The 17,861-nt window shown below is 64.5% G+C and carries 17 protein-coding genes; 9 read left to right on the forward strand and 8 right to left on the reverse strand.

The features are described 5' to 3' along the window. Positions 1–171: 171 nt before the first annotated feature. Positions 172–1,521, forward strand: a complete 1,350-nt coding sequence (locus tag O4220_RS21675; RefSeq protein ID WP_269607557.1) for a bifunctional o-acetylhomoserine/o-acetylserine sulfhydrylase — start codon at positions 172–174, stop codon at positions 1,519–1,521. Further along, positions 1,518–2,663: a homoserine O-acetyltransferase MetX gene (metX, locus tag O4220_RS21680; RefSeq protein WP_269607558.1), complete on the forward strand. Its 1,146-nt coding sequence runs from the start codon at positions 1,518–1,520 to the stop codon at positions 2,661–2,663. The genes O4220_RS21675 and metX overlap by 4 nt, the downstream gene beginning before the upstream one ends. A gap of 15 nt (positions 2,664–2,678) precedes the next feature. Here metX and O4220_RS21685 read toward each other — a convergent pair whose 3' ends face one another. Genes O4220_RS21685 through O4220_RS21695 form a run of 3 tightly spaced genes read right to left on the reverse strand, consistent with a single transcriptional unit; the run spans position 2,679 to position 4,529 of the window. Next, positions 2,679–2,996, reverse strand: a complete 318-nt coding sequence (locus O4220_RS21685) for a DUF3017 domain-containing protein (RefSeq protein ID WP_269607559.1) — start codon at positions 2,994–2,996, stop codon at positions 2,679–2,681. An 11-nt stretch (positions 2,997–3,007) separates the two neighbouring features. Next, on the reverse strand, positions 3,008–3,865 hold the full coding sequence (locus O4220_RS21690) for a bifunctional methylenetetrahydrofolate dehydrogenase/methenyltetrahydrofolate cyclohydrolase (RefSeq protein ID WP_269607560.1): 858 nt from the start codon (positions 3,863–3,865) through the stop codon (positions 3,008–3,010). 55 nt (positions 3,866–3,920) lie between these two features. Next, on the reverse strand, positions 3,921–4,529 hold the full coding sequence (locus O4220_RS21695; protein WP_269607561.1) for a pentapeptide repeat-containing protein: 609 nt from the start codon (positions 4,527–4,529) through the stop codon (positions 3,921–3,923). Positions 4,530–4,562: 33 nt separating this feature from the next. Between O4220_RS21695 and O4220_RS21700 the strand changes: the two genes are divergently transcribed. From O4220_RS21700 to O4220_RS21710, 3 genes are all read left to right on the forward strand, one after another. Next, complete coding sequence (locus O4220_RS21700; protein WP_269607562.1) at positions 4,563–5,027, forward strand: tRNA (cytidine(34)-2'-O)-methyltransferase; 465 nt, start codon at positions 4,563–4,565, stop codon at positions 5,025–5,027. Positions 5,028–5,097: 70 nt separating this feature from the next. Further along, positions 5,098–5,565, forward strand: a complete 468-nt coding sequence (locus O4220_RS21705; protein WP_269607563.1) for a MerR family transcriptional regulator — start codon at positions 5,098–5,100, stop codon at positions 5,563–5,565. 561 nt (positions 5,566–6,126) lie between these two features. Continuing rightward, positions 6,127–6,681, forward strand: a complete 555-nt coding sequence (locus tag O4220_RS21710; protein ID WP_269607564.1) for a DUF6764 family protein — start codon at positions 6,127–6,129, stop codon at positions 6,679–6,681. A 49-nt stretch (positions 6,682–6,730) separates the two neighbouring features. Here O4220_RS21710 and O4220_RS21715 read toward each other — a convergent pair whose 3' ends face one another. Then, positions 6,731–7,477, reverse strand: a complete 747-nt coding sequence (locus tag O4220_RS21715; protein ID WP_269607565.1) for an SDR family oxidoreductase — start codon at positions 7,475–7,477, stop codon at positions 6,731–6,733. A gap of 65 nt (positions 7,478–7,542) precedes the next feature. On the opposite strand from O4220_RS21715, the gene O4220_RS21720 reads away from it, so the two are divergent. The 3 genes from O4220_RS21720 (at position 7,543) to O4220_RS21730 (ending at position 11,298) form a co-directional block, all read left to right on the forward strand. Next, a complete protein-coding gene (locus O4220_RS21720) occupies positions 7,543–7,866 on the forward strand; it encodes a winged helix-turn-helix transcriptional regulator (RefSeq protein ID WP_269607566.1) in 324 nt (107 codons plus the stop codon). A 112-nt stretch (positions 7,867–7,978) separates the two neighbouring features. Next, positions 7,979–10,162 carry an HNH endonuclease signature motif containing protein gene (locus O4220_RS21725; protein WP_269607567.1) on the forward strand — a complete coding sequence of 728 codons (2,184 nt, stop codon included), beginning with the start codon at positions 7,979–7,981 and terminating at the stop codon, positions 10,160–10,162. Positions 10,163–10,344: 182 nt separating this feature from the next. Beyond that, entirely contained in the window at positions 10,345–11,298 is a 954-nt protein-coding gene (locus tag O4220_RS21730; RefSeq protein WP_269607568.1) for a HAMP domain-containing protein, read from the forward strand. 32 nt (positions 11,299–11,330) lie between these two features. On the opposite strand, the gene O4220_RS21735 is transcribed toward O4220_RS21730, so the two are convergent. Together O4220_RS21735 and O4220_RS21740 are read right to left on the reverse strand one after the other, a co-directional pair. After that, positions 11,331–12,260, reverse strand: a complete 930-nt coding sequence (locus O4220_RS21735) for an SDR family oxidoreductase (RefSeq protein ID WP_269607569.1) — start codon at positions 12,258–12,260, stop codon at positions 11,331–11,333. A gap of 120 nt (positions 12,261–12,380) precedes the next feature. Further along, positions 12,381–13,220, reverse strand: coding sequence for a helix-turn-helix transcriptional regulator (locus O4220_RS21740; protein ID WP_269607570.1), 840 nt, complete (start codon positions 13,218–13,220; stop codon positions 12,381–12,383). A 74-nt stretch (positions 13,221–13,294) separates the two neighbouring features. Between O4220_RS21740 and O4220_RS21745 the strand changes: the two genes are divergently transcribed. Further along, complete coding sequence (locus tag O4220_RS21745; protein ID WP_269607571.1) at positions 13,295–14,020, forward strand: SDR family NAD(P)-dependent oxidoreductase; 726 nt, start codon at positions 13,295–13,297, stop codon at positions 14,018–14,020. Between the two features lie 15 nt (positions 14,021–14,035). Here the strand turns inward: O4220_RS21745 and O4220_RS21750 are convergent, their stop codons facing one another. Both O4220_RS21750 and O4220_RS21755 read right to left on the reverse strand, forming a co-directional pair. Then, complete coding sequence (locus tag O4220_RS21750) at positions 14,036–14,536, reverse strand: metallophosphoesterase family protein (protein WP_269607572.1); 501 nt, start codon at positions 14,534–14,536, stop codon at positions 14,036–14,038. Positions 14,537–14,569: 33 nt separating this feature from the next. Further along, positions 14,570–17,845 (reverse strand): error-prone DNA polymerase, encoded by a 3,276-nt coding sequence (locus O4220_RS21755; RefSeq protein ID WP_269607573.1) that lies wholly within the window; start codon positions 17,843–17,845, stop codon positions 14,570–14,572. Positions 17,846–17,861: the final 16 nt, after the last annotated feature.

A 17,861-nucleotide genomic window follows, 5' to 3' on the forward strand; every position in this document is an offset into this window, starting at 1 on the left:
CGCAGGAAGCGGACCCACTGAATCTTCGGCCTCTTGGGGCCGAGGCCTGTCAGGAGGTTCTCTCATGTGTTGCTGTACCGATACGCCCCGTAACGCTCGACTTCTCGAGCATCATTCGACATTCGATTCGTCTTAGACAGACTCGTCTCAGAAAACGGAGTATCACCAGCCATGACCGATTCGACCCCCGACATCGTCGACGCCACCGGAGCACCCACCGAGGATCCGTTCACCGACCCGTCGGCGAACTGGAGTTTCGAGACCAAGCAGATCCACTCCGGTCAGACCCCGGACGGTGCTACCAACGCTCGCGCATTGCCGATCTACCAGACCACCTCGTACACGTTCGACAACACCGATCACGCGGCGGCATTGTTCGGACTCGCAGAGCCGGGCAACATCTACACCCGCATCATCAACCCCACCCAGGACGTCGTGGAGCAGCGCATCGCCGCTCTCGAGGGTGGCGTCGCGGCGCTGCTGCTCGCATCGGGTCAGGCGGCCGAGACGTTTGCGATTCTCAACCTCGCCGAGGCAGGCGACCACATCGTCTCGAGCCCGCGGCTGTACGGCGGCACGTACAACCTCTTCCACTACACGCTCCCCAAGCTGGGCATCACCGTCTCGTTCGTCGACGATCCCGATGATCTCGAGCAGTGGCGAGCCGCGATCACGCCGTCGACCAAGGCGTTCTACGGCGAATCGATCTCCAACCCGAAGAACGACATCCTCGACATCCCCGGCATCTCGGCGGTAGCCCACGAGAACGGCATCCCGTTGATCGTGGACAACACGGTGGCGACGCCGTACCTGCTGCAGCCGTTGAAGCACGGTGCCGACATCGTCGTGCACTCGGCGACCAAGTACCTGGGCGGACACGGCACGGCGATCGCGGGCGTCATCGTCGACGGTGGCACCTTCGATTGGACGCAGGGCCGTCACCCGAACTTCACCACCGCGGACCCGAGCTACCACGGTGTGGTCTTCGCCGATCTCGGCGCGCCCGCATTCGCATTGAAAGCACGCGTGCAGCTGCTGCGTGACATCGGTGCGGCGGTCTCCCCGTTCAACGCCTTCCTGATCAGCCAAGGCATCGAGACGTTGAGCCTCCGAATCGAGCGACACGTGGCGAACGCACAGAAGGTGGCCGAGTTCCTCGCCGGCCGCGACGACGTCGTCTCGATCAACTACGCCGGACTCGAGTCGTCACCGTGGTACCGACGCGGCCAGGAGCTGTTGCCCAAGGGGCAGGGTGCGATCGTCGCGTTCGAGCTGAAGGGCGGAGTGGACGCGGGCAAGAAGTTCGTCAACGCGCTCACACTGCACAGCCACGTCGCTAACATCGGAGACGTGCGCTCACTCGTCATCCATCCCGCCTCCACCACCCATTCCCAGCTGACTCCCGACGAGCAGTTGGCATCGGGAGTGACACCGGGCCTGGTTCGTCTGGCCGTGGGAATCGAAGGAATCGACGACATCATCGCCGATCTCGAGGTCGGCTTCAGCGCGGCGGCATCTTGAGTCACAGCTGCGACACAGGCGTTCGTCCGGAGGCGGTTCTTCCGTCTCCGGACGGGCGGCTGGGCACCATCGACATCGGCGGTCTCGATCTCGAGAACGGCGCGCGCATCCCCCAGGTCACTGTCGCGGTGCAGCGGTGGGGCGAACTCGCCACCGACCGCAGCAACGTCGTTCTCGTCGAACATGCACTGACGGGCGATTCGCATGTGTCCGGCCCGCCGGACGCAGATCACGCTCTGCCCGGTTGGTGGAACGGAATGGTCGGACCCGGGCGCCCTATCGACACCGACGAGTGGTGCGTTGTGGCGACCAACGTGCTCGGCGGGTGCGGCGGTACCACCGGACCGAGCAGCATCTCGCCCGACGGCACACCGTACGGGTCGACGTTCCCCGAAATCTCCATCCGCGACCAGGTGGCAGCCGAGGCAGCCGTCGCCGACGCCCTGGGCATCGAGCGCTTCGCCGCTGTCGTCGGCGGCTCGATGGGCGGCATGCGGACCCTCGAGTGGATCGTCAGCCGCCCCGATCGAGTGGCAGCGGCACTGGTGCTGGCAGTCGGAGCCCGGGCAACCGCCGACCAGATCGGCACGCAGACAACGCAGATCGCCGCGATCAAGGCGGATCCGGGTTGGCTCGGTGGCAACTACCACGCCACCGGAACGTCTCCGACAGCCGGGCTGGGTATCGCACGACGCATCGCGCATCTGACGTATCGCACCGAGAGCGAACTCGACATTCGGTTCGGCAACTCTCCGCAGAACGACGAAGATCCGTGGGCCGGCGGCCGGTACTCGGTACAGAGCTACCTCGAGCACCAGGCAGCAAAGTTGGTCAACCGATTCGACGCGGCCACGTATGTCCTACTCACCGAGGCCATGAACCGTCACGATGTGGGTCGTGGCCGCGGCGGTGTAGCCGAAGCTCTTGCGGCGGTACCGGTTCCGACCATCGTCGGCGGCGTCGATTCGGATCGTCTCTATCCACTTCGCTTGCAGAAGGAGATCGCCCGCGAACTCCCCCAGTGCCGCGGACTCGAAGTGATCCAATCCCGCGACGGTCACGACGGCTTCCTCACCGAAGCCGATTCGGTGGCGAAACTGCTTGCCGAGACAATGGAGCTGGCCCGCCTCGGACGGCGCTGACACCTACGGGCAAGATCAGTCGGTTCCCAGGGGATCGATCGACAGCGACAAGAACACGATCGCTCCGCCGACACAGCCCAACGCGAGCACGTCGAATCCGCGACTGCGCACGCTCAGGGTTCCGACCCGAGATTCGGGCAGGCACAATCGCAGCACCGCGGCCAGTAGCGCCGCACATCCGAAGATGAACGCGCCGCGCCGCCAGCGATCCGCCAGTACCAGAACGAGCGCGGCCAGCACGACGACCGACACCGCAACGATCGGTAGGTTACGCGCTACCGCTGCACGAAATCCCTGGTCGGAATCAGCTCGCGAATCCTCGGCGGCGTTCATCCTCGGATCGCTCAGCTCTCGGCTGCGGTGCGCTCGGCACGCTCGACGACGTTGGTGAGCAAGAAGGCTCGCGTCAGAGGTCCGACACCACCGGGGTTGGGCGAGAGGAAACCTGCTACCTCGGCAACATCGCCGGCGACGTCCCCGCGCAATCCGTCCTCGGTGCGGGTCACCCCGACATCGAGGACGGCAGCACCGGGCTTGACCATGTCCGCGGTGATCAATCCCGGAACTCCGGCAGCGGCAACGATGATGTCGGCGCGGGAGACCTCGGCGGCAAGATCGCGAGTTCCGGTGTGGCACAACGTCACCGTGGCGTTCTCCGGCCGTCTCGTGAGCAACAGCCCGATAGGCCGACCGACCGTGACGCCGCGGCCGATGACCACCGCGTGCGCGCCGTCGAGGGCCACGTCGTAGCGGCGCAGCAGGTGCACGATGCCACGCGGCGTGCACGGCAGCGCAGCGTCCTTACCGAGCACCAGGCGGCCGAGGTTGATCGGGTGCAGACCGTCGGCGTCCTTGTCCGGATCGATCCGCTCCAGAGCAGCATTCTCGTCGAGATGCTTCGGCAGCGGCAGCTGCACGATGTATCCGGTGCACTCGGGGTTGGCGTTGAGTTCGTCGATCACTGCTTCGAGATCCGACTGGGTGATGTCCGCGGGCAGATCGCGACGAATCGAGGTGATCCCGACCTTGGCGCAGTCGTTGTGCTTGCCCCGGACGTACGCCGCAGAACCCGGGTCGTCGCCCACCAGGACCGTGGCCAGTCCCGGGGTGATGCCCTTCTCTCGCAACGCCGCCACGCGGGCGGTGAGATCGACGAATATCTCGTCACGGGTCGCTTTGCCATCGAGAATCGTTGCAGTCACCCGGCCATTGTTCCAGGCTCGAGGTCGACCGCGCCGCGCCGGTCCGAAGACCGCGTCAACCCTCCACGACGAGACCGTGCGCTCCCGCGTATGCCACGGCCTGCATCAGCTCGATCTTGGCACCCCGCACACTCGCACTCACCCACAAAGACGGATCGGCCACGGCTCCGCGTAGGTCGGCCTCGTCGAACTTGGCGTCGACGGTGCGGGCTCCCGCGAAATCGACCGAGCGCACTGTTGCTTTCCGAAAATCTGCAGACACCAGGTTCGCCTCCCGCATCCGGCACCCCGTCAGGTCGAGACCGCGCAGGTCGACGTTCCCCAACGCGGCGAGAGTGAAATCGACCTCGTCATAGGTCGCAGGCCGCATCCGGCTGTCCACGAATACCGAACCCATCATGGTCGAGTGGCGAAATGTACTGTGCTGCAGATTCGTCCGAGTGAAGGTGCACGAGCGAAATGCGGAATTCGTGTGGATCGATTCGGTCAGGTCGGTGCCGGTGAAATCGCATTCGGTGAACACGACCGAGTCGGTTCGCACTCCACTCATGTCGGCATCACGAAAGGTACACCGGACGAATTGCCTGCCGGTCCACTCCTGCCCGTCCAGTCGAGTGTCGGAAAAATCCTCACCGATGATCTGCTCGTCGTCCACCTGCCCCATACTTCCCCGGTTCGTGGTGGCAGAGTGAACCGGGTGTTTCGACTGATGTTCTTCGAGCCCCGAATCCCCCAGAACACCGGCAACGCCATTCGTCTGGTCGCCGGCACCGGATGCGAACTGCATCTGGTGGGTCCGCTCGGCTTCGACATGTCCGAACCGAAGCTCAAACGGGCCGGCTTGGACTACCACGATCTGGCGTCCGTCACCGTGCACCGAGACCTGCCGTCGGCCTGGTCGGCTCTGGCACCGACGCGAGTGTTCGCCTACACCGCCCACGCCACACGCTCGTACGCCGACGTTGAGTACGAGCCCGGCGATGTCCTCCTCTTCGGACCGGAACCCACAGGACTCCCCGACGACGTTCTGGACGACCCACACGTGACCGATCGGCTGCGAATCCCCATGATTCCCGGCCGTCGATCACTCAACCTCGCCAACGCAGCGGCGGTGACGATGTACGAGGCATGGCGGCAACACGGGTACGAGGGCAGCGTCTGACGGGTTCAGGGCCGCTGCGCGAATCTGTTCGGCCGGTCTGACACCGCTCGCCGGACTATCTTCTGTACTCATGGCGACGACAGACTTGATGAGCAGGGCGCTGGCAGCCGTTGCGGATTCGGACGCACCGTTGACCGTCGAACTGATACACGAACTGATCGAGCCCGGAGAGCTCTCCGAACCACTCGGCATCTCCGAGGTTGCCGAGTTGCTCGATATCTCCGCACACACCCTTCGGTACTACGAACGGTGCGGACTGATCGAGGTGGCCCGCGACGGGGTCGACCATCGCAGCTACGACAACGTAGCCATTCGTAGACTCGTGTTTCTCACCCGCATGCGGCTGTCAGGAATGCCGATGCGCGACTTACAGCACTACGTCGAGCTCGTCGACGGCGGAGAGCACACCGTTCCGGAACGACTCGACATGCTCGTCGAGCATCGAGACACCGTACGACGCCGCATTCGCGAACTGCAGCTCTCGCTGGTGGCAACCGAATACAAGATTGCTACGTATGGCGGTACAACCGGTCCGTGACGCAGCGAAGCCTGGTCTTCGACGGTCACCGAGATGGCGCGGTTCGGCCGGGCCGTCCCCTTTCTCGGACGCGAAATCAATTGTGAGCGTCGATAAATGGCCAGGCCGTTCTTCTGTGACAACGAACCGTCACACGTGCCCTGACGGCTCGACCCTGTCGATCCTGCACCGATGAGATCGGCCGTGTTCGACGCGTCTGCCCAGCGGCGGCCGACACCTGTCGGTAACGATTTCCGCCGCGATCAGCGGGTATCGACGCGTGCGTCAGCCCCCCGCCGCCTGCCGAGTCCGGCGTGACAGGCAGTGCTGACCCGAACGCCGAAATACTAAGCGATGGAAACGAATTCGATTGGTCTACCGTGTCGCAGGGCAGTGCCGTGGACGTATGACATGCCGCCCCGACAGCTCCGCCGAGGGTACGGAAAACCGGACTTCCGCGACGATTCATTCCAGGATGTCATCGGCACCGTTATACAAACCTCAGCAGCTTGCTGCCGTGAACGACTCGAGCGGGGTACCGTGTGCCGCACCGACCCGTTTCGCTCGTGAAGGAGCTTTCTGTTGTTCTCTGTTTCCCAGCCCCGCCATTCTTCGCCCCACTCCTCCACCACCCGCACGTCGAGTCGGTTCGGTAGCCGAATTGCCCGCACCGCAGCAATATTCGCCCTCGGCTCAGGAATGACCGCCGCAGCACTGGTGGGTTCCGGCACCGCGTCGGCCGCCCCCGTCAACTGCGTGTCTCCGCCCTCGGCCAACGACATCCAGGTCGACGGCACCGCGAGCTGCGGTGCCACCTCGAACGGCACCGGTCGGGCCACGGCCGGGGCTGCCGACAGCGGCACGGCGGTCAGCGTCAACGACGGTCCAGGCGCGACGACCACATTTGCCAACGGATTCGGCGTTGCACTCGGAGCGAGCAAGAATGCGGGCACGGCCTACGCCCTCGCGCTCGGCGGGGGCATCGCACACTCCTGGGCCGACGCCGGCCAGACAACTCTCGCCGTCGCCGGGTGGGGATCCGGTGCGACATCCGAGGGTCAGGGTGTCGATTGTGTCGGCCCGCTGTCTCTCGCCCTGAATCTGTCCAGCGGCCAGTTCTGCGTCCTCGGTAGCTGATCTTCGGAAACACGATCTTCATTAGTCGTACGGAGCCGATTACCCGCAGCTACTGCTCGAGGTAATCGGCTCCGCCGACGTAGACGACATGCCCTGATTTTTCGATCGGGTCGACGCATGCTGCCACCACTGCCGTAGCGAATTCAGCGACTGTAGGAAGCGCACCGTGTGCGGTACGAGCGGCCACTGCGTCGGGGTTTCGGCGTTCCAACAGAGTGACGACGATCGTGCCCTCGATCATGTCGCCGGACACCACAACCAATTCGATTCCACGAGAATTGAATTCGGGAATCATCTCACACAGGGCATCCTCTCCCGCTCGCTTGCTTTCGGCAATAGGCTCGTATTCCGCTGGGACCGGCTTCCTGCCGTGGAAATGTGCTTGGTGACTGGTAAGGAACACGATGCGCGAGCCGGGCTTCATCCGATCGGTGGCCGCCCGAGCCAATGCAACCTGGGCATCGCGGTTGATGCTCATCGCGTAGCCGGGGTCCGCACCGAGCTCGAGGCCACCGGACGCGTTGAGCACCAGCACATCGAGAGCGCCGAACTCGGCAACAACCGAGTCGAGCATCGCATCGATTGCGTCCGGATCGGTGACGTCGGCTCCGACAGCCAGAGCTCGGCCCCCGCTCTCCTCGATCGTTCGCACCACGGCGTCGGCCCTACGCTTCTTCTCTCGGTAGTTGACCGCAACGATCGCACCTTCCGCACCCAGCTGCACCGCGGTCTCGGCTCCGATGCCGCGGGAAGCGCCGGTGATCAAGACCGACTTTTCTGCCATACGTTGGGTCATCGACCTACTCCTCCAGCTTCGATTTTCGAACTGCTTCGATTTTCGAACCACTATGATGAAGCGCGATGGAAATGGCAAACGCACCCCGCCGATCGATGATGGCCGTGCTAGATCTCCTGGGGCAGCGATGGAACATGCGCATTCTGTGGGAGCTGCGCGACGGGCCGCTCGGTTTCCTCGAACTCAGGAGACGCACCGACGACATCTCGTCCAGCGTTCTCGCCACCAGGCTGCGCACCCTCGTCGACGCTCGAGTGCTGATCAAAGACCCCGAGGGCTCTTATCGCCTCACCGAACTCGGCGACGAGCTCGGGCCGGCACTCGAACCGCTCTGGCAGTGGGCGCAACGCTGGAACGAAGGCAGCAACACCGACGATCACCGCCCCTGAACAGCAGAGCCAGCAACCGACGTACATCCTCCGCTTCCTGTCGGTGGCTCGGGTTATTGTTCATCTAGTTCGAACGTACGTTCTTGTTTCGGGTCACCGGGGGGTGAACAAGATGGCAGTACCGACTGTGTCGCTGGAGGCGTTGACTGCTGCCGCGTGTGCAGAGAATCGTCTTGCTTCTCGCAAGATTTCCGCCTGCTACGACGTCCATCGGAGCTGGATCACCCACGACACCAAGTACAAGCACTACAGCCGGTACGGGCGCACCGAGATGGCAGTGGCGTTGGGATGTTCGGCGACGGTCGCTGAATCGTACGTCTCCGTCGGCGTCGCCTTGCATACCCGGCTTCCACTGCTGCGGTCCGCATTCGAGACCGGGGAGATCGATCTGCCGCGGGTGCGGACGGTGTGCCGGATCCTCGACAACCTCTCTGACCAGATCGTGAACCTGGTCGAGGACGAGATCGTCGAGGCGGCCCGTCGGTCGTCACCAGGTCCGCTGGAGAAGGAGATCTGGGACATCCTGCTGCGGGTCGCCCCCGAAGAGGCAGCAGCGCTACGCGAGTTCGCCAAGAGGTTCCGCCACGTTTCCTACAGCCCCGCCGGGGAACTGGCCCGCATCCGAGCCGAGCTGACCGCCCCCGAGGCCGCCGCCGCGTGGCAGCTCCTCGAGGAGATGGCCGACACCCTCTGCCCGAAAGATCCTCGCGGCAAACAGGACCGGTTGTGCGATGCGTTCATGGCCCGCATGCACGGCGAACCCCGACTGGCATGCCTGTGCCACCGTGATGACTGCCCGAAAAAGGATGCGGTGCTGCCGGATCGTCGGGTGCCGTTGACGATGGTCACTGTCGATATCGCCACCCTCATCGGGTTACTCGCGAACCCGGCGTATCTGGCCGGGCACGGTTCGATCGACCCGGACCTCGCGCGGGAGTTGGCGCGCAACAGTCAGTGGCAGATCCTGCTCACCGAGGCCGTGACTCTCGCCGAGAAACTGGGCCTGGCTGTGCAGAACCCGGAAACCGGGGAATGGGAACGACGCTCGGACAGCGAGAAGGCAGGGGCTGCAACGAGACCCGAAGCGAGGGCTGGGACGGACACCGACGCGGCCACTGATTCCGATACTGATACTGAGGCCGGGTCGGCCACGAATTCGGGTAGGGCTGATTCCTCGACCGAACCGACTTCGGCAAGTGCACCGGTACCGGGGAACACCTCGGCACCGGCACCAGAGCCACTGGTAGATGAGGTCGGCGAGACCGGCGACGCCGAGGCGAACGACGAGTCCGGCGAGTCCACACCGATACCTGCAGCCGACCCGTCGGCAACTCCCGACCCAGGTGCCGCCGATCCCGTCCGTAAGCACGCAGCAACAGGCGCTCCGGCAGCTGCGCCTTCTGAACCTGCGCCAGCTTCACCATCACCTGCGGGGCAGACACCGCCGGCACCTGACATCGCACCGAGTTGCTCGCAATCACGCTCGTCCACAACACCATCCGGCTCGGAAACATCCGGTCCGACGTCAGCCGAAAGCCCAGCACCGGGAACAGGCCCCACTGCCGCTACCGCAAGCAACGACCAACCTCAGCGTCGCCTGGGATCACTGACCTCCGCCGCGGCCTTGTTCTGCACCCACACACCCGTCGGCAGGGGCACACGGCACAGCTCTGCCCTCGACCTACCCTCCGCGATCCAGCGCACCAACCACGCCATCCACGCAGCACACCACACACCCTCGGGCCTCTACCTCGGCAACGCATCCCTCGCCGCAGCCCTCGAAGCCGCCATCGCCGCCGACCCCACCCTCGGAAAATCCGTCGCACGCGACCCACTGACCGACCGCGCCCTGATCTACCGACCCGACACCCTCACCACCGCCGCCGTACGGCTCCGCGACCGCCACTGCCGCTTCCCCGACTGCCACCGCCCCGCCGCACACTGCCAACTCGACCACGTGATCCCCTTCGATCACGCCAACCCCCTCGGCGGCGGCTGGACCACGGTCAACAACCTCCAATGCCTCTGCGAGTTCCACCACACCGTCAAAACCGCCGGCTACTGGACAGCCGTCATGCTCCCCGGCGGCGCGATCCTGTGGACCTCCACCTCCAAGACCACCCGCATCACCCTGCCCACCAACGGCACAGCCATCCCCATCCTCGGCAACGACCTGAGACCACACATCCCCACCCAACCCAAACGATCCGGCATCATCGCCTACCCCGACCCGCCCGACAACCCCGAGCCGGAATCGGAACCGGTCGAACAAGACACCGACGAACCGCCCTTCTGATCGAAGATGCTGCGGGAAGTGGCACCGATTCCCTTCGACCGCGTCGACAGGCGGATCCCGCGCCCAGATTCGAGGTTCTGCGGGGCGTGCAAACACGATCCGCTGTCGACTTCGCAGCACGCCGAAGTAGATCTGCACGGCCTGCAAAGCAGTGCACTCGCGTCGACCGGCATACTCGAAAAATGAGGAATTCGCGTGCGGCCGCTCGCCCGAGGGCGTTGTCGTTGCACGGCCGGATACGAGTGTTGACGATGAGTGTGGCGGCCCTCGCCGTAGCGGTGAGTGCACTGGCGATCTATCTCGTCGCCGAGCAGGCCTTACGTTCGCAGATCATCGACCGCGTCGGCCGCAACAGCGACGCACTCATCGCCAGCGCAGCGTCCGGCTTGCCTGCCAGCCTGCTCGGCTTCGGCATCGAAGACACCGAGGGCACCGCAGCGAAAGTCGCGCTGGTGACAACGGATGGCGCATTGGTGACGTCGACGAACGGCACCGATCCCTTCACCAACTCCAACGGCGCTCTGGACGACCCGGAAGAAGCAGTCGTCGAGGGCCGCGTCGACCGATCTCTGCGCGAGGTACGCGGGTATTACATCTCCGCCGAACGCACCGACGCCGGCGAAACCATCATGGTGGCCGAGTCACTCGGTGAAGCGTCGCCGCTACTCGCCAAACTCACGCTGGCTCTCGTTCTCGTCGGGGCATTTCTTGTCGCGCTGGCCGGTGTCGCCGGTGCGGCTGTTGCTCGAACCGGACTCCGACCGGTCCGGCGCCTCCGCGCGGGCACCGAGAGAGTCGCCAGAACCGGTAGTTTCGAGCCCATCGACGTCAACGGAGACGACGAACTGGCGTCACTCGCCAACAGCTTCAACGAGATGTTGGCAGCGCTGTCGCGATCGCGAGAACGGCAAGGGCAGTTGATCGTCGATGCAGGTGCCGAACTGATGCAGCCGTTGACGGCACTGCGGACGAACATCGACCTACTGATGTCTCTCGACCGGCCCGACGCACCGGACATGCCCGAAGAGGAGCAGGACCGTCTGCGCGTCGAGGTGATCGCTCAGATGGATGTCATCATCGGGTTGGTGCACGATTTGGTCGACCATGCCCGGGAGCCTGCGCCGACACCGCGCTGACAGTCGATGCGCCGCAGCCGAAGTCGATCGCTTCAGGACGAGAGTCGTGAGCCGGTCAGCTCTTCGGACGCCTCCCACAGCCGGCGTGCGTCGTCCATGTTGCGCAGTGGCTTCCACAGCCCGACCTCGGCCGGCGGTCCGCCGATCAACCGAGTGGGGCCGACGAACTGATCACCGCGCGAGGCTGTACCCGCCGCGGCGATAACGCCCGGTTGCGCGGCGCTGTCCACGGTTCCCGCGATGCCGACGCGGGCAAGCACACCGATGAGCCGCCTTCCTGCGGAGTCTTTCGGTCGCCCCAGACCCGGTTGGGCCGCAAGCAGATTGGTCGGTGAAATTCCGGGATGGGCCATATTGCTGGTGATTCCCCACCCGCCGGCTCTGCTGCGTGCGTCGAGTTCGCGGGCGAACAAGGCCACCGCGAGCTTCGATTGACTGTATGCCTTCATGACGTCGTAGGAACGCTCCCAGTTCAGGTCGTCCCAGTTGATGGTCCCCGATCGCGCCGCGATGCTCGTCTGATGGGTAACTCGAGCACCGCCGGCCCGAAGAAGCGGCATGAGACCGAGGGTGAGTGCGAAATGACCGAGGTGGTTGGTTCCGAACTGCAGCTCGAATCCGTCCCGAGTGACTTGGCGCTCCGGTGGCTGCATGACTCCTGCGTTGTTGACGAGCACATCGATCGGCCGTCCTTCGGAGACGAGCTCGCTCGCCAACGCTGCAACCGAATTCAATGACGACAGGTCCAACTCGCGGGTGCTGACCTGCGCGCCGGGTGCAGCGGCCCGAATCGACTCGGCTGCGCGCTCCCCCTTGGCGGCAGAGCGTACCGGCATGACGACCTCTGCTCCGGCGCGCGCGAGCCGCGTCGCGATGACCGTGCCGATCCCGTCGCTGGCTCCTGTGACGACGGCGCGCTTTCCGTTCAGGTCGGGGATGGATAGATCTGCGATGCGGCCCATATCAAGCTCCTCGGGTGTTGTGATCGTCCGGCTCGGACGTGCAGAACCCATGTTCGACTACCGCTTCGGGCTTATCCAGGACTTCCCGATCCACTGATACTCCCGACACCTCGCACCGAGTCAGGACAGGACCTGTGTTCCCACCACCGCGAGCAGTTCCAATTTGGCGTAGCTCTCGCTGCCGGGTACTGCCGTGTACACCAACAGCCGATGCGCTTGCTCCGGGTCGAGAAGGGTCTGGCAGTTCAGTTGCACCATGCCGACCGTCGGGTGCAGGAACCGCTTGGACTCGGGTGGATGCACCCCCACTTCACGCTTCTCCCACAGGGTTCGGAATTCCTCGCTGACCTCGTGCAGCTCGGCGGCCAGATGCGCTGCTGTGGAGTCCGGCCCACGAAGGGTGACGATCTCACGCAGCCCCGACACATACACCCGAGACAGCACGGCACGCTCGTCGGGCGGGTACGAGCGCCGGGTAGCGGGGTCGGTGAACCAGCGATATCCCAGGCTTCGGTTGGGCCCTGTGCGCAACGACGCATCCCCGGTCAATGCCGCGCCCAGCGGCGTCTGGCGCAGAGTTTCGCCGAGCTCGGACACGATCTCGGCAGGCGTGTCGTTGAGGCGGTCCAAAATCCGCAGCAATCCCGGGCTGATGTGGTCGCTCGAGACCCCGCGCACGGGAGGAGCGTGCCCGGCGAGGCGGAACACGTGATCACGCTCGCCCAGCGACAGATGCAACCCCTGCGCGATGGAGGCAATCATCTGCTCCGATGGAGCAGGACCGGACCCACGTTCGAGCCGGGCGTAATAGTCGGTCGACATATGGCACAGGTCGGCGACCTCCTCGCGTCGAAGGCCCTGCGTTCGCCTGCGCTGCCCACGCGGAAGGCCGATGTCCTCGGGCTGTAACGACTCACGCCGCTGCCGAAGAAAAGCGGCCAACTCCGGCCGATCGATCACCGCAGACCTCCTTCCGTCGAACGCGGTTGGTGCTTCCGCAATTGTGCCCTCTCCGCGGTGGCTATTGTCGAACGATGAGCGCTCCCTTGACCATCGTCACCGGTGGCAGCCGCGGGATCGGTGCCTCCGTATCCCGACGCCTGATTGCCGACGGCCACGATGTGGTGATCGGTTACCGCTCCGATGCCACCGCTGCCGAGACACTCGCCACCGAATTGTCGAGTACCGGGCGAACTGCGGTCGCGGTACGCGCCGACACCACCGACGAGCAGGCGGTCTCCACCCTGTTCGCAGCGGCCGCGGAGATAGGCACCCTTACCGGATTGGTGAACAACGCAGGCTCGGCACGCGCCGTCGGGATGCTGGCGGACAACGACATCGAGACCATCAGAGCAGACCTCGATGTCAACTTGATCGGGGTGATCACCTGCTGCAAATATGCGATCGCGGCGATGGCCGAATCGGGTGGAGCAATCGTCAACATCTCCTCAGCTGCCGCCACCCTCGGTAGCCCCGGAATGTACGTTCACTACGCGGCAGCCAAGGCTGCGGTGGATGCACTGACCGTCGGTTTGTCCAAAGAGGTTGCCGCGCAGAACATTCGTGTCAATGCAGTGGCACCCGGAGTCATCGAAACCGACTTCCACCGAGATCGACAACGGCCGCAGAAGATGGCGTCGAACATCCCCCTCGGCCGCCCCGGTGTGCCGGACGAGATCTCCGGTGCGGTGTCGTGGTTGCTCTCCGCCGATGCGCGGTACGCCACCGGAACCGTCGTTCGGGTGGCCGGCGGTATGTGAACGCCTCGGCCGCCACTAACGAGGTGCGATGCGGTGCAGTTCGACTTCTCCGAACTCCCCGTTCTCGGCGACGGCCGTCATGAACGTGCAGAACGGTTGCCGACGCCGATCCGTAGGAGATCCAGGGTTGAGCAGCCGTAGACCGTTGTCCGCGAAGGTGTCCCACGGTATGTGACTGTGCCCGAACACGAGGACGTCCGTCTCCTGGTATGCCGCCGCCATGCGTCGTTCACGGCCCGTCGCGGCACCGGTCTCGTGCACCACGGTGAACCGAACTCCGCCGAGCGAGACGTCGGCGCGCTCGGGCATCAGAGCCCGCAACTCGTCACCGTCGTTGTTCCCCCAGCACGCGACCAGACGACGCGACCGCTGCGACAGTGCCTCGAACGATGCGAGGTCCACCCAATCACCGGCATGGATCACGACATCTGAGTCGTCGACGGCCGCCCACACTTCGTCGGGCAGGTCGCGAGCACGCTTCGGGAGATGAGTGTCGGCAATCAGCAGCAGCTTCACCACTCGATTGTGCACGCGAGCGGTGCGGCCCGGTCAACGAAAGTCCCTCGACCTGGATGCGACTCGCAGATCCATCAGTTGCAGATGGTCTGCAACCACGGTCACCGCACCCTCTGCGTTCTGCACCTTGCCGCGAATCAGCAACGCCGGAGCCGTGATCGCCAACTTGCGGTACTTGGCCCACAATCCGACCGAGCACACGACGTTGACCATGCCGGTTTCGTCCTCGAGGTTGATGAATGTGACACCTCCGGCAGTGGCGGGCCGCTGGCGATGGGTCACCGCACCGCCGACGAGGACGCGGTCTCCATCGGGGATCTGCAGCAACCGATTCGCGGGAACCACCCCGAGAGATTCGAGCCGATCTCGAAAGAACTGGGTGGGATAGGAATTCGGCGAGACCCCGGTTGCCCAGACATCGGCCGACGCCAGATCGAGGTCCGTCATACCCGGCAGCGCAGGCGCTTTCGTCGATGCGCCGATGCCGGGGAGCAGACCGGGCCGCTCCCCCGCGGCCGCGCCGGCAGCCCATAACGCCTCTCGACGCGTGATGCCGAAACACCCCAGTGCGCCGGCAGTGGCCAGTGCTTCCGCCTGTGCAACCGACAGTTCGACGCGACCCGTCAGATCCAGGAACGAGGTGTACGGCCCGTGCGAGTTCCGGGCATCGACGATCTTCTGAGCCAATGCGGTACCGACGAATTTGACATCGGCCAACCCCATGCGAATCTCGAGGCCGTCTCCCTCGAGATTCGCATGACCGAGACTGACGTTCACGTCGGCACCGTGCACCAGCACGCCGTGCCGCCTGGCATCGGCGACCAAAGATTGAGGTGAGTAGAAACCCATCGGCTGGGCGCGCAACAAGCCTGCGCAGAAGGCAGCCGGATGATGCAACTTGAACCACGACGAATAGAAGACCAACGAGGCGAAGCTCTGCGAATGACTCTCGGGGAAGCCGAAATTGGCGAATGCAGACAGCTTTTCGTAGATGCGGTCGGCAGCCTCACCGGTGATGCCGTGCAGATCGCGCATCCCGTCGTAGAATCGCCCGCGCAGCAGCTCCATCTTCTCCGGTGATCGCTTCGATCCCATGGCACGACGCAATTGGTCGGCGTCGGCGGCACTGAAACCGGCGACATCGATGGCCATCTGCATCAGCTGTTCCTGGAACAGCGGAACTCCGAGAGTTCGATCGAGTGCCTTCTTGAGCGACGGGTGCTCGAAGATCACCGGCTCCAGCCCGTTGCGACGCTTGATGTACGGGTGCACCGAACCACCCTGGATCGGACCGGGACGGATCAGGGCGACCTCGACCACCAGATCGTAGAAGTTACGCGGCTTGAGCCTCGGCAGAGTAGCCATCTGCGCGCGGGATTCGACCTGGAACACCCCCACCGAATCGGCTCGTTGAAGCATCTCGTACACCGCGGGCTCGGACAGGTCGATCGAGGCGAGGTCGATGTCGATGCCCTTGTGCTCGGCGATCAGGTCCATCATGTAGTGCAGCGCCGAGAGCATACCAAGCCCGAGCATGTCGAACTTCACCAAACCCACTGCGGCACAATCGTCTTTGTCCCACTGCAGCACACTGCGATTCTCCATCGTCGCCCACTCCACCGGGCAGACGTCGGCGATCGGTCGATCGCAGATCACCATGCCGCCGGAGTGAATGCCGAGGTGCCGCGGGAATCCCTCGATCTGCCGCGCGAGTTGGAGAACCGACTCGGGAATACCGTCACCTTCCTGATCACCGATTCCGGACCAGCGGGTGATCTGCTTGCTCCACGCGTCCTGTTGCCCCTGCGAGAAGCCGAGTGCGCGGGCCATGTCTCGTACCGAGGACTTGCCGCGGTAGGTGATGACGTTGGCCACCTGAGCGGCATGGGTGCGGCCGTACTTGGCGTAGACGTGCTGGATGGCTTCCTCGCGACGATCCGATTCGATGTCGATGTCGATATCGGGTGGGCCGTCGCGTTCGGGTGCCAGGAACCGCTCGAACAGCAGCTTGTTGGCCACCGGGTCGACGTTGGTGATGCCGATGGCGTAGCAGACAGCAGAGTTCGCTGCCGAACCTCTTCCCTGGCAGAGGATATCGTGTGTCTTGCAGAAATGGACGATGTCGTGGACCACCAGAAAATAGCCGGGGAACTCGAGCCGCTCGATGATGTCGAGTTCGTATTCGAGCTGCGAATACGCCGCCGGATTCGCCGATTGCGGGCCGTAGCGTCGGGCCGCGCCCTCGAACGTGAGCCGCCGCAGATAACTGATCTCGGTATAACCGTCGGGAACCTCGAACGGCGGCAGGCGTGGGGCGATCAGCTTCAGATCGAACGAGCACTCACGACCGAGCTCGACGGCACCGCGTACCGCGCCCGGATAGTGCTCGAACAATTCGGCCATCTCCGCCCCGGACCGAAGATGTGCGCCGCCCGTCGGTGCCATCCAACCGGCGGCCTCGTCCAAGCTGCTGCGCGCACGTACCGCAGCCATTGCCATGGCCAACCTCCTGCTGCGCGGACTCGCGTAGTGCGCGGCCGTGGTCGCGATCATCGGAAGGCTGTACTTGCGAGCCAGTGCCGCGAGCGCATCGTTGCGCTCGTCGTCGTCGGCAACTCCGTGCCGGGTGAGTTCGACGGTCACGCGATCGGGACCGAATCGGTCGACGAGAGTGCGCAGTGCGTCCTCGGCCGCTTCCGGACCGCCGTGCGAGAGTGCCTGCCGAACATGACCCTTCCGGCAACCGGTGAGAATCTGCCAGTGCCCGCCCGCCGCGTCGGTGAGCTCGTCGATGTCGTACTGCGGCTTGCCTTTGACCCCACCGGCCAGATGCGCGGCCGCGATCCGACGCGAGAGCCGTCGATACCCCTCTTGACCGCGGGCGAGCACCAACAGATGAGTGCCGTCGGGGTCGGTCGCTCCGGCTCTCGATCGATCGCTATCGAGCGATAGTTCGGCACCGAACACGGTTCCGATGCCGAGAGCTCTGGCCGCCTCGGCGAAGCGAACGACTCCGTAGAAACCGTCGTGATCGGTGATGGCGATGGATTCGAGGCCGAGGCGTACCGCTTCTTCGACCATCTCCTCGGGTTGCGAGGCACCGTCGAGAAAGCTGAACGCCGAGTGCGCATGCAATTCTGCATACGGCGTCGTAGACAACACGGGTTTGTCGATGGTGCGGTCGTAGACGTCCCTCTTTCGCGACCACGCCGGGCTGTCGCCGCCGTCGCCCTCGGCCGCAGGCTTGGGACGCCCGGACAGGACGCGCTCCATCTCCGACCACGTGGGTGGTCCGTCGTTCCATCCCATCTAGCCCTCCCACACC

Origin of the sequence: Rhodococcus ruber (assembly GCF_027270735.1) — a bacterium.
Classification (GTDB): Bacteria; Actinomycetota; Actinomycetes; order Mycobacteriales; family Mycobacteriaceae; genus Rhodococcoides; species Rhodococcoides rubrum_A.